The following is a 13,180-nucleotide window of genomic DNA, read 5'->3' as shown; positions in this document are numbered from 1 at the left end:
TGACGGCTCTGCCTGTCCCCTCTCCCAAGCCGCAAGGGCGAGGCGCATCATCTTTTGCGGCCCCGTGCTGCAGGGCCGGTCACGAAGAGCGCGACATCAAACAAGAACCTCTAGAAGATCTGCTTGAGCAGGCTCTCCCCGCCAGCATTGGATGAACCCGGATCGGCGTCAAGCTCATCGAGACCCACACTTGGCAACGGCTCCGTGCCGTTCGCGAAAGGCAGCATGTAGGCCTCGGTCGCGCCCGGTCCTGCCAAACGGCCGGTGCGTGCGTCCACCCGGGCCATGACGATACCGGGAGGAGCCTGGAAGTCCTGAACCGGGTAGCCGGGTTCGACCTTGCTGCGATAGTCGATCCAGATGGGCAGGGCGGCCCGTGCGCCGGTCTCGTACTTGCCCATGGGCCTGACCTGATCGTAGCCCACCCAGACCCCGGTCAGCAGATAGGGGGAGAAACCCATGAACCAGGCATCCTGCTCGTCGTTGGTGGTGCCGGTCTTGCCCGCCACGGGGCGTCCCAAAACCTTGGCGCGCGCGCCCGTTCCGTACTGCACGACCTGCTGCAGCAGATGGGAAATGATATAGGCGGTTTCCGGGGAGATGGCCTCGGTCACTTCCTCCTTGGCCGAAAAGAGCTGTTCCCCCCAGGGCGAGACCACACTTTCGATCAGCCGCGGCTTGATGCTTGTACCGCCACGGGGAAACGCCGTGTAGGCTTGGCAAAGATTGAGCGGCGTGAACTGCCCGGACCCCAGGGCCAGGGAAAGATTGGGCTCCATGACTCCGGTCAGCCCCAGGGCCTTGCCGCGCTCGACGATCTTCTGGATGCCGACCTGCTGGGCCACTCGGATGGTGACCAGGTTGCGCGATTTGACCAGGGCCGTGCGCAGCAGCGTGGGGCCGTAGAAGATGCCTTCGAAATTTTCAGGCTTCCACATCTCCCCGCTTCCGTCCTGATAGACGATGGGGGCGTCCAGGACGATGCTGGCCGCGGTGAATCCGTTGTCCAGGGCCGCCGAATAGACGATGGGCTTGAAGGCCGAGCCGGGCTGGCGCAGCGCCTGGGTCGCCCGGTTGAACTGGCTGCGGAAGAAATCGTACCCGCCGCAGAGCGCAAGCACTTCCCCGCTGCGGGGATCGATGGACACAAGCGCGCCTTCAACCTTGGGCTCCTGTTCGAGCTTGAGCTTCCAGGGCTTGTCCTGTGCAACCTCCTCCACCGAGACCCAGACCACGTCTCCGGGTTTGAGCACCTTGCGGGCGTCGCCAACCTTGCCCGCCTCTTCCGGAGCCAGCTTGGGATTGGGCACCCGGGCCCAGCTCATGGAAGCCACGGGAACGATGCCCGATTTGGTGCCGAAGCGCACCTTCGCCCCGGCCTTTTCCACGCCGGTGACCAGAACCTGCATCCAGTCCCCGGGCTTGGACTCGATGTCCTTGCGGGCGCCAAGAAATTCCTCGTACTCGCCCTCGTCAATATGCCTGACCGGCCCCTGCCAGCCATGACGCTTGGCGGTTTCGACCAAGCCAGCCTTAAGGGCCTGATCGGCAACGACCTGATGGTCCATGTCCATGGCGGTGCGTACCTGAAGACCACCGCCGTAAACCATGTCCTCGCCATAGCTCTCGACCAGCTGCCGCCGCACTTCCTCGAGATAGTAGGGGCCCACTTTCCAGGACGGATCTTCCTGCGCCCCGTAAACGAGGGGTTCGTTTACGGCGGCTTCGTATTCGCCGCGGTCGATCCAACCCAGATCCCTCAGCCGGGCGAGGACATAGAGCTGACGCTCCCTGGCCCGCTCGGGGTTGCCGTAGGGCGAATAGCGCGACGGAGCCTTGGGCAGGCCGGCCAGCAATGCGGCCTGGGCAAGACTCAGCTGGGAGGCGTTCACGCCGAAATATTCCCTTGCGGCCGCCTCCACTCCGTAGGCCTTGGCACCAAGGTAGATCTGATTGAGATAGATTGTCAGGATCTCGTCCTTGCTCAGATATTTCTCCAGGCGATAGGCCAGGATGACTTCCTTGAGCTTGCGTTCGTAGCTGCGTTCGGGCGTGAGCAGCATGGACTTGATGACCTGCTGGGTGATGGTGCTACCGCCCTGGACGATGCCCCCGGCAATGAAGTTCTTCACAGCCGCCCGGAAAATTCCCGGCAGATCCACGCCTTCGTGCTGATAGAATCCGGAATCCTCGGCCGCCAGAAAGGCTTTGACCGTGATCGGGCTCATCATCGACAGGGGAATGAGAAATCTCTTCTCGCGGTAGAAATATCCGAGAATCCGGCCATCCCGGGCCCGGACCGTCGTGGCCAGGGCCGGAGAATAGTCGCTGAGCTTCGTGAATCCGGGCAAATCCTCCTGGGCCCAGTAATAGAGGCCAATTCCCGCGCCGGCGGCAAGAAACACGCCCAGCACAATCAGCACCAGGAATATCTTCAGAACTTTCATGACTTCACCTTTGCGTCCGGCTCAAGCCCGAGCTTCGAGCACATTTCGCCAAACAGGGCCCTGACCTCCGTGCTGCTTGTATTCATGGCCTCGATCATGGTCGCAAGGGAGGGGCATTCCTCATTGGCCAGGCATTCGGCGGCGGTGAACCAGGTCAGCTGCCCGTGAAATTGCCACAGCGGAAAAAGCCGGCAGTAGATCGGCCGCACGCTCCGATTCAGAACGCATCCGTCGCGCCCCAGAAAGGTGCATTCGCCTTGCGGGGTGGTGGCCAATCGCCAATGCGAGCCCTGCCTGGGAAATGCGGCCGCGATGTCGCGCTCCGGCATGAGAAAATCGAGCTGTTCGACAAAGCCGGGTGTGTTGGCGACCAGGACGAAGGAATCTTCCCCGCCCTGCCCGGCGCCACGGATGGCGTTCATTTCAGGGATGGAGATGGGAAAACAGAATTCCTCGTCCCCGCTTGCGACCGTGCAGCAAGTCCGGCCTCTGGCAGCGCAGCGGCCGCAGACATCTGGATGTATAATGGATGTATCGTTCATATTTGTTTGGAAAAAATGTGTGTGAAAGGACGCGGCCCTCTTTTCAGGAACGCGAAAACTTGACCCGGCCCTGCCCCAGCACGTCATGCATGTGCACCATGCCGGCCAGGGTCTGGTCGGGGGCGACCACGGGCAACACGGTGATGGCCCGGGACTCCATGATATCGAGGACTTCGGCGGCTTTTTGTCCGCAGGTGGCATGCAGGGGCGACGCGGTCATGACTGAATCGATCACGGCGTCCAGAACCAGCCGGTTCGCGCAGACGAGGCGGCGCACATCGCCGTCGGTCAAAAGGCCCAGCAGATGCCCCCCTGCGTCCAGCACGCACACGCAGCCCAGGCGGCCCGCGTTGAGCACCTCAAGGGCCTGTCCCAGGGATGCCCCGCTGGGCACCACGGGCAGCTGGGAGGAACGCATCAGCTCTTCGACCTTTCGGGTCAGGCGCTGACCCAGGGCCCCCCCGGGATGAAAACGGCGAAAGTCGTCCAGGGCAAAGGACTTCCACTCGATGAGGCAGACCGCCAGGGCGTCTCCCACGGCCAGGGTGGCCGTGGTGCTGGCCGTGGGGGCAAGCCCGTGTGGGCAGGCTTCGCAAGGCACCGAGGTGTCGATGACCACGTCGGACAGCCGGGCCATGGTCGATTGCGTTCCCCCGGTCAGGGAGATGACATGCCCGGCCAGGCTCCTCAGGCTGGGCAGGATGTTGTTCAGCTCGTCGGTCTCACCGGAATTGGAGATGGCAACGATGACGTCTTCGTGACGGATCATGCCCAGATCCCCGTGCGCACCTTCCACCGGATGCAGAAAAAAGGACGGAGTGCCGGTGCTGCTCAGGGTCGCGGCGATCTTGCGCCCGACCAGGCCGGACTTGCCAAGCCCCGTGATCACCACCCGGCCCGAGCACCCGGCCATGATCCCGAGGGCGCGCACAAAGGAGTCGTCCAGACGGTCACGAACAGCGGCCAGGCCGCGAGTCTCGATGTCGAGCACCTCCCGGGCCTTGGCCAGCCAGTCTTTCTGCGTGCTTGCACTAGGCATCTAGCAACACTCCAAGGAGAGCTTGCCGATGCCTCCGTCGGGCAGAACCGGATAGGCTCCGTTGAAGCAGGCCAGACAAAAGTTTTCGGGCCCGCGCACCGCCTTGAGCAGTCCGCCGATGGTGATGTAGTGCAGGCTGTCGAGGCCCAGATAGCGCCCGATGTCGGCCACGGAATGATTGGCCGCGATGAGCTCGCCCTTGGAGGAAAAATCGATGCCGTAGTAGCAGGGATAGCGAATCGGCGGGCAGCTGACGCGCATGTGGATTTCCTTGGCGCCCAGTTCGCGGAGCTGCTTGACGCGGGTGCGGATGGTCGTGCCGCGCACGATGGAATCCTCGACAATAACCACGCGCTTGCCCTTGATCATGGACTTCACCGGATTGAGCTTCACGCGAACCGAAAAGTCACGCATGCCCTGGGTCGGCTGGATGAAAGTCCGGCCGACATAATGGTTTCTGATCATGCAGGCCTCGAACGGCAGGCCCGACTCTTGGGCGTAGCCCACGGCCGCATACACGCCCGAATCCGGAAAGGGCATGACGAAATCGCCTTCAACCGGGCATTCCTGAGCCAGAATCTTGCCCATGCTCTTGCGGGCGTTGTAGACTTCCTGGTCGAAAACCAGGGAATCAGGCCGCGCGAAATAGATGAGCTCGAAAATGCAGGAACTCTGCTTCTCGGCGGGCTCCATGTAGCGGTGCGACATCATCCGCCCGTCCTCGATGACCAGCATCTCGCCCGGGTCCAGACAGCGCAGGTACTCGGCCTCAAGCAGGTCAAAGGCGCAAGTCTCGGAGGCCAGTACGTAGGCATCTCCGACGCGGCCCAGGGACAGAGGCCGAAAACCCCACGGATCGCGCACGGCGATGAGCTTCTGATCGACCATGAAGAGCAGGCTGTAGGAGCCCTGGATGCGGCTGCAGGCCTTGGCGATGGCCTCCTCGGGAGTGCCGCCGTTCATGTATTTGGCCACCAGATGCATGATCACTTCACTGTCCATGGTGGTCTGGAAGATCGTGCCCTGATTCTCCAGCTCTTCACGCAGCGAGATGGTGTTGACCAGATTTCCGTTGTGGGCCAGGGCCAGATTGATGCCCTTGTAGGTGACCTTGAAGGGCTGTGCGTTACGGATGAGCGAGGCCCCGGTGGTGGAATAGCGGATGTGGCCCATGGCCACGCTCCCTTTGAGCTGGTGCCCGAGGTGACGTTCCTCGAACACGTCGGCGACCAGTCCCATGCCGCGCTGCTCGCGGATGGTCTGCCCGTCCCAGGTGATGATGCCGGCACTTTCCTGACCGCGATGCTGCAAGGCATAAAGACCGAAATAGGTCATGCGCGCCGCTTCCGGATGGCCATAAATTCCAAATAATCCGCAGGCTTCCTTTTTCATATTGCTTCACGTTCCGTGTAGGTGTTCTTGAATGCGCAAAAGCCCAGGGCCACGATTGGCCCTGAGCTTTGCACCAAAATCCCTGATCTCCGGTGTCCGGAGGTTAGAAATCCCGGCCAGATTCCTTGTAATATTCCTGCAGGCATTTCACGTCGAGCCCGGAGGTGCTGCGCTCCTTGATGGCCATGGCCAGCGCCTTGGCCGCGGCCAGATTGGTCGTGTAGGGCAGGCCGTACATGACCGTGGTCCGGCGGAGCTCCGAGGAGTCCTCCTTGGTGCGCTTGCCGGAAGACGTGTTGATGACCAGCTGTATGTCTCCGTTCTTGATGTGATCGATGACGTTGGGCCGCCCCTCGTAGACCTTGTTCACAACCTGGCACTCGACCCCGTGCCCGGCCAGGAAGGCCGCCGTGCCGCGAGTGGACATGATGGTGAAGCCGAGCTTCTGGAAAGTCTTGGCCGGTACGATGATCCCGCTCTTGTCATGATCGTTGACGGAAATGAACACGCACCCGGACGCAGGCAGAAACTGCCCGGCCGCGAGCTGGGCCTTCATGAAGGCCAGTCCGAGAGACGGGTCGATGCCCATGACTTCGCCGGTGGAGCGCATTTCCGGTCCGAGCAGGGCGTCCACGCCGGGAAAGCGGTTGAACGGCAGGACCGCCTCCTTGACCGCGTAATAGCCGCCCTTGCGCATGTCCCAGGGTTTCAGATCGGCAAGCTTTTCGCCCATCATGACCCGCGTGGCCAGCTTGGCCAGGGGCACGCCGGTGGCCTTGGAAACAAATGGGGAGGTGCGCGAGGCGCGGGGATTCACTTCGAGAATGTAAACCTGTTCGTCCTTGAGGGCGAACTGGATGTTCATGAGTCCGACCACGCCCAGCTCCTTGGCCAGGGCCTTGGTCTGGCGCTCGATCTCCTGAATCCACATCTTGCCGACGGTGTGCGGGGGCAGCACGCAGGCCGAATCGCCGGAATGAATGCCCGCTTCCTCGATGTGTTCCATGATCCCGGCCACGTAGGTGTCCTCACCGTCACTGACGGCGTCGACGTCGATCTCGATGGCGTTCTCCAGGAACTTGTCGATCAGGATGGGATGATCCGGCACAACGGTGACGTGCTTGTCGAAATAGGTACGCAGGTCCTTTTCGTCATAGACGATGTCCATGGCCCGGCCGCCCAGCACATAGGAGGGGCGGACCACCACCGGATAGCCGATGCGGGCGGCCACGATCACGGCCTCCTCGATGCTCATGGCGGTGCCGTTGTTGGGCTGCAGAAGGTCGAGCTTCTTGAGCAGGGCCTGGAAACGCTCGCGGTCCTCGGCGCGGTCGATGGAATCCGGCGAGGTGCCCAGAATCGGCACGCCCTCGCGCAAAAGCGGCACGGCCAGATTGAGCGGAGTCTGCCCGCCGAACTGCACGATGACGCCCTCGGGCTTTTCCTGCTCAATGATGGCCAGCACGTCCTCGCGGGTCAGGGGCTCGAAATAGAGCCGGTCCGAGGTGTCGTAGTCGGTCGAGACGGTCTCGGGGTTGGAGTTGACCATGATGGATTCGATGCCCATTTCGCGCAGGGCGTAGGAAGCATGCACGCAGCAGTAGTCGAACTCGATGCCCTGACCGATGCGATTGGGGCCACCGCCGAGGATGACCACCTTGCGCTTGTCCGAGACTCGAGCCTCGTTTTCGGTTTCGTAGGTCGAATAATAGTAGGGGGTGTAGGCCTCGAATTCGGCGGCGCAGGTATCGACCAGCTTATAGGAGGGGATGATGCCCGCTTCCTTGCGCATGGACCGGATGTCGCGCTCGCCGCGTTTCCAGATCGTGGCCAGCTGCCGGTCCGAAAAACCCATGGCCTTGGCGTCGCGCAGCACCGTCACGAAATCGGGATTGTCCACGGACAGATTTCCCTGCAGGCCGACGTTCTTGAGTACGCCCTCGAAATCCACGATGTCCTTGAACTGGCGAATGAACCAGGGATCGATGGCCGAGGCCGCGAAGATCTCCTCCTCGGAGATGCCGGACAGCAACGCGTCGCGCAGCTGATAGAGGCGGCGGGAGTTGGGCTTGCGCAGCCCGGCCAGGGTGTCCTCGATGTCGGGCAGCTGTCCGTCGAAGGTCTTGCCCAGTCCGGGGTAGCCGGTCTCAAGGGAGCGCAGACCCTTTTGCAGGGCTTCCTTGAAGGTCCGGCCGATGGCCATGGTCTCGCCCACGCTCTTCATGGCCGTGGTCAGATAATCTTCGGCGCCGGGAAATTTCTCGAAGGTGAAACGGGGAATCTTGATGACCACGTAGTCGATGGTCGGCTCGAAGGCGGCCATGGTCTCGCGGGTGATGTCGTTCTGCAGTTCGTCCAGGGTGTAGCCGATGGCCAGCTTGGCCGCGATCTTGGCGATGGGGAACCCCGTGGCCTTTGACGCCAGGGCCGAGGAACGCGACACGCGCGGATTCATCTCGATGATCATCATGTCGCCGTTGGCAGGATTCAGCGCGAACTGCACGTTGGAACCGCCGGTCTCGACGCCGATCTCGCGCATGATGGCCAGGGAGGCGTCGCGCATTTTCTGGTATTCGTCGTCGGTCAGGGTCTGGGCCGGGGCCACGGTCACGGAATCGCCGGTGTGCACGCCCATGGGATCAAGGTTTTCGATGGAGCAGATAATGACGCAGTTGTCCTTCTTGTCGCGCACGACTTCGAGCTCGTACTCCTTCCAGCCCAGAAGCGACTCCTCCAGCATGACCTCGGAGGTCAGGCTGGCCGCCAGGCCCTGCTGGGCGATGCGCTCCAGGTCTTCCTTGTTGTAGGCAACGCCGCCGCCGGTGCCGCCGAGGGTGTACGCCGGGCGGACAATGATGGGAAATTTGAGCTTGTCGCCCCACTCGCGGACGTCGTCCAGGGTGCGGGCGATGCCGCTCTTTGGAACCTTGAGGCCGATATTCTCCATGGCCTTGCGGAAAAGCTGGCGGCTCTCGGCCTTCTTGATGCTCGGCAGGGATGCGCCGATCAGTTCCACTCCGTACTTCTCCAGGACCCCGTTCTCGGCCACGGCCACCGCCGTGTTCAGGCCGGTCTGGCCGCCAAGGGTCGGAAGAAGGGCGCAGGGGCGTTCCTTTTCAATGATGCGGGCCACGGTCTCGGGCTCGATGGGCTCGATGTAGGTCCGGTCGGCCAGGTTCGGATCGGTCATGATCGTCGCCGGGTTGGAGTTGACCAGGATGACCTCGTAGCCCTCTTCTTTGAGGGCCTTCAAGGCCTGGGTCCCGGAATAGTCGAACTCGCAGGCCTGTCCGATGACGATGGGGCCCGAGCCGATGAGCATTATCTTCTTGAGATCTGTTCTCTTGGGCATGGATGATTGGGTGGGTTATATGTTGGAAATCGCTCCAGAAGCGCAGGCGGCCTGACAGCCGTCGTGCCCACACTCATGAGGCCCGGGTACATTAAACACAGTACACTGGAAGGTCAAACACTGGTTATGCACACCCCGCAGACCCATCCATCACCGCCAAATCACGGAAAAATTCACTCCCGGACCAACCCCGCCCCCGGTTCCCGAACGCGCATGTCAAATACGTAATACTCATTTCGCCGCCAAAAATTTGCGATCCGGATCCTGAATTTATTGTTTTTGAGCTTTTATTCTTTTCTTCGATGTTCTTTGCGAATATTATTCGAGATTGATCGCTTACTCACATCCGGCCCGGCAGAGCCTGGAAAGCCCTTTGCAAAGAGACACACGCAATTCTCCAATTATGGCAATCTTCATTGACGAAGATCTTCTCAAGAATTATATTCCCAAACCAAGAGGCGAACAACAATGTTAGACAGCACAGATATCGAGATCCTGAATATCCTTCAAGAGAACGGAAAGATCACCAATGCCGAACTGGCCCGCCAGATCGGCATGGCTCCGTCCGGCGTGCTGGAACGGGTCAAGAAACTCGAACAGAAGGGCGTCATCGATAAATACGAAGTGCGCCTTAACCCCAAGGCCTTAGGGATTTCCCTTTCCACCTTCATCCAGATCAAGACCTCCGATTCGGTCGGCAGCTCGGAGATCGGCAGAAAGCTGGCCGAAATCGACGAGGTGCAGGAAGTGCACTGGACCGCCGGGGAGTACAACTATCTGGTCAAGGCCCGGGTCAGCAGCACGGAAACGCTGGCCCAGCTCATGAAGCAGTTCGGCGAAATACCCGGAGTTCGTGACAGCCGGACCACCCTGGTGCTCGACACCCTAAAAGAGACCCAGGCCCTGTCCCTGCAGTTCATCGCGTGCAAAAACCCCAGGAAAGCCCCAAAATAAACCAGTTCTAAAATCCAGGAGTCAAAAATGGACAGTATGGTGTTGGACAAAAAGATCAGCGACCGTGGCAAGGAATTTTTTGCCAGCATCTCCGGCGAAGCCCCTTCCATTTTCAACAAGGGCTGGTGGACCGGCAAGGTCATGGACTGGTCCATGAAGAACGAGAACTTCAAGGTGCAGCTGTTCCGCTTTGTGGACGTCCTGCCCTACCTGAACACCTCCGACTCCCTGACCCGGCACATCGACGAATATTTCGCCGGTGACGACCAGGACGTGCCCAAAGTCCTGAAATGGGGCGCGGGGGCGATGGGCTCCGGCCTTGGCGGCAAGCTGGCCGCCGGGCTCATGGCCAAGACCATCCGCTCCAACATCGAGGGCATGGCCAAGCAGTTCATCATCGGCGAGAATACCTCCGACGCCATGAAGAACCTCAAGAAAATCCGCAAGGACGGCTTCGCCTTCACGGTGGACATCCTTGGCGAAGCGTCGGTCAGCGAGATCGAATCCGAAGCCTATCTGAACGAATACATCGAACTCCTGGACGCCCTGAAAAAGGAGCACGCCTCCTGGGCGGCCCTCGGCGGCGGAGAGCTGGACTGGGGACATGCGCCCAAGGTCAACATTTCCGTAAAGCCCACGGCTCTCTTCTCCCAGGCGTCGCCCAAGGACTTCGAGGGCTCGGTCCGGGGCATCGAAAATCGCCTGGCCACGATCCTGCGCAAGGTTAAGGAAATGAACGGCTTCATGCGCATCGACATGGAGCAGTACAAATTCAAGGACATCACTCTTGAGGTGTACCGCCGTCTGCGCTCCAGCGAGGAATTCCGCGACTACCCGCATCTGGGCATCGTGTTGCAGGCCTACCTGAAGGACACGGACAAGGATCTGGCCGATCTTCTGGCCTGGTCCAGAGCCCAGGGCCTGCCCATCTCCATCCGCCTGGTCAAGGGCGCCTACTGGGATTCCGAGACCGTCATCGCCAAGCAAAACGGCTGGGACATCCCGGTCTGGACCATCAAGGCCGAGAGCGACGCCGCCTATGAACGCCAGGCAAAGGTCATCCTGGAAAACCACGACATCTGCCATTTCGGTTGCGCCTCGCACAATATCCGCACCATCGCCGCGGTCATGGAGACTGCCAAGGCCCTGAACGTGCCCGATGAGCGCTACGAGTTCCAGGTCCTCTACGGCATGGCCGAGCCCGTGCGCAAAGGGCTAATGAAAGTGGCCAAGCGCGTGCGCCTCTATGCCCCTTATGGCGATCTGTTGCCCGGCATGGCCTATCTGGTGCGCCGCCTGCTTGAAAACACGGCCAACGAATCCTTCCTGCGCCAATCCTTTGCCGAGGAGGCCGAGGTGGAGCGCCTGATGGAAAACCCGGTGGCTACCGTCGAACGGGAAAAAGCCCAGCGCCGCCCCGGGGCCGATCCGGAGATCAAGGGCCTCACCCGCTTCGAGAACGAGCCCTTCGCCGATTTCACCCAGGAGGCCGTACGCCGGGCCTTCGTGGATGCACTCGCCGTGGTGCGCACGCAGCTGGGCAAGGAATATCCGCTGGTCATCGGCGGCCAGGAGGTGCGCACGGCCGACACGTTGCAGTCGGTCAATCCGGCCAACCCGAACGAAGTCATCGGCACCATCTGCCAGGCTTCCACCAAGGAAATCGATCTGGCCATCGAAGCCGCCAAAAAGGCCGCTCCGGCCTGGAAAGCGCTGTCTCCCGAGGAACGGGCCGGATATCTGCTCAAGGCTGCCGAAATCGCACGCACGGAGATCTTCACCCTGTGCGCCTGGCAGACCCTCGAAGTGGGCAAACAGTATGATCAGGCCCAGGCCGATGTGGCCGAAGCCATTGATTTCATGGAATACTACGCCCGCGAGATGATCCGCTTCGGCAAACCCCAGCGCATGGGCCGGGCCCCGGGCGAGATGAGCCAACTCATGTACCAGCCCAAGGGCATCGCGGCCGTCATCGCCCCCTGGAACTTCCCGCTGGCCATCAGCTGCGGCATGAGCTCGGCCGCCATCGTCGCCGGCAATCCCGTACTGTACAAGCCGGCCGGACCGTCCTCCGTGGTCGGCTTCACCCTGTCCGAAATCTTCCGCAAGGCCGGCCTACCGGCCGGGGTGTTCAACTATGTGCCGGGCAGGGGCTCGGTCATGGGCGACTACCTTGTCGAACATCCCGACGTCGCGCTGATCGCCTTCACCGGATCCATGGAAGTAGGCCACCGCATCATCAACAAGGCGTCCGTGGTTCATCCCGGCCAGAAGCAGATCAAGAAGGTCATCGCCGAACTTGGCGGCAAGAACGCCATCATCATCGATGACGACGCCGATCTGGACGAGGCCATCAGGGAAGTCCTGCACTCGGCCTTTGCCTTCCAGGGTCAGAAATGCTCGGCCTGTTCCCGTGTCATCGTCGTCGAACCCATCTATGCCAAGTTCATCGAACGTCTGGTGGAAGGAGCCAAGTCCCTGGCCATCGGACCGGCCGAGGACCCGACCTACTTCATGGGGCCGGTGGTGGACGACAAGGCCCAGCAGAACGTGCTCAAATACATCGGCATCGCCACCAGCGAAGGCAAGCTCCTGTACTCGAGCCCTGTCCCGGACAGCGGGTATTACGCGCCCCTGACCATCGTCGAGGGCATCACCCCCGAGCACCGCATCGCCCAGGAAGAGGTCTTCGGTCCCGTCCTTGCGGTCATGAAGGTCAAGAACTTCGACCAGGCCATCGAGTGGGCCAATTCCACGCGCTACTCCCTGACCGGAGCCGTATTCTCGCGCAGCCCCAAGCACCTCGAAAAGGCCCGCGAACAGTTCAACGTCGGCAACCTCTACCTCAATCGCGGCTCCACCGGCGCGCTGGTGGAACGCCACCCCTTTGGCGGCTTCAACATGTCCGGCATAGGCTCCAAGGCCGGCGGCCCGGACTACCTGCTGCAGTTCATGGACCCGAGACTCGTCTGCGAAAACACCATGCGCCGCGGCTTCGCGCCCATCGAAGAGGACGACGACTGGATCATCTGATCGCCCCTCCCCCGCGCCTGCCTTTGCGGCCCGCCAGGACTCGTTCCTGGCGGGCCTTTTTTGTTTTCCGGCGGACCCGCACGCGAATTCGCCTGATCGATACTCTTTTAAATTGAATCACCTTGCGCATGCCGCGACCGGCAGAGTCAAAGCCATTTAGCCAAACATGCGCAAAAAACCTTGCTCCGCACACACATTTTGAATAAAATTTTAAATGACAGCGCTTAAATCGAATAATCGTCAGGCAGACACTTTTTCATGCGAGCACTTGTCTCTTTTTGGAAAAAAATTGATTTTCCAACGCTTCTCATGTAGTCGAATTTTACATTTTTTACAAATTAATTCCTGCTTTATCGTTTTCCATCCCTTGTTTTTCATGCGTCCCTCAAAGGGGTTATCCGGACTCTCCGGTTTCATATCT

General features: G+C 60.8%; 7 protein-coding genes. 2 read left to right on the top strand and 5 right to left on the bottom strand.

The features are described 5' to 3' along the window. Positions 1-110 precede the first annotated feature (110 nt). The 5 genes from BMZ24_RS05280 to carB form a co-directional block, all read right to left on the bottom strand. A complete protein-coding gene (locus BMZ24_RS05280; protein WP_092190021.1) occupies positions 111-2,447 on the bottom strand; it encodes a penicillin-binding protein 1A in 2,337 nt (778 codons plus the stop codon). Then, positions 2,444-2,989: a zinc/iron-chelating domain-containing protein gene (locus tag BMZ24_RS05275; protein WP_143077839.1), complete on the bottom strand. Its 546-nt coding sequence runs from the start codon at positions 2,987-2,989 to the stop codon at positions 2,444-2,446. Before BMZ24_RS05275 ends, BMZ24_RS05280 begins: the two co-directional genes overlap by 4 nt. Before the next feature lie 43 nt (positions 2,990-3,032). Beyond that, positions 3,033-4,028 carry a KpsF/GutQ family sugar-phosphate isomerase gene (locus BMZ24_RS05270; RefSeq protein ID WP_092190017.1) on the bottom strand — a complete coding sequence of 332 codons (996 nt, stop codon included), beginning with the start codon at positions 4,026-4,028 and terminating at the stop codon, positions 3,033-3,035. After that, entirely contained in the window at positions 4,029-5,420 is a 1,392-nt protein-coding gene (gene purF, locus BMZ24_RS05265; protein WP_092190015.1) for an amidophosphoribosyltransferase, read from the bottom strand. It lies immediately after the preceding gene. Between the two features lie 103 nt (positions 5,421-5,523). Beyond that, positions 5,524-8,772 carry a carbamoyl-phosphate synthase large subunit gene (gene carB, locus BMZ24_RS05260; RefSeq protein WP_092190013.1) on the bottom strand — a complete coding sequence of 1,083 codons (3,249 nt, stop codon included), beginning with the start codon at positions 8,770-8,772 and terminating at the stop codon, positions 5,524-5,526. Positions 8,773-9,240: 468 nt separating this feature from the next. On the opposite strand from carB, the gene BMZ24_RS05255 reads away from it, so the two are divergent. Next, positions 9,241-9,726, top strand: a complete 486-nt coding sequence (locus BMZ24_RS05255; protein ID WP_092190011.1) for an Lrp/AsnC family transcriptional regulator — start codon at positions 9,241-9,243, stop codon at positions 9,724-9,726. Positions 9,727-9,753: 27 nt separating this feature from the next. Continuing rightward, positions 9,754-12,759 carry an L-glutamate gamma-semialdehyde dehydrogenase gene (pruA, locus tag BMZ24_RS05250; protein WP_092190009.1) on the top strand — a complete coding sequence of 1,002 codons (3,006 nt, stop codon included), beginning with the start codon at positions 9,754-9,756 and terminating at the stop codon, positions 12,757-12,759. Positions 12,760-13,180 lie beyond the last annotated feature (421 nt).

Source organism: Desulfomicrobium norvegicum (genome assembly GCF_900114595.1).
GTDB lineage: Bacteria > Desulfobacterota > Desulfovibrionia > Desulfovibrionales > Desulfomicrobiaceae > Desulfomicrobium > Desulfomicrobium macestii.
Note: the sequence above shows the minus strand (reverse complement) of the source record. Positions and strands in the feature narration are given on the sequence as shown.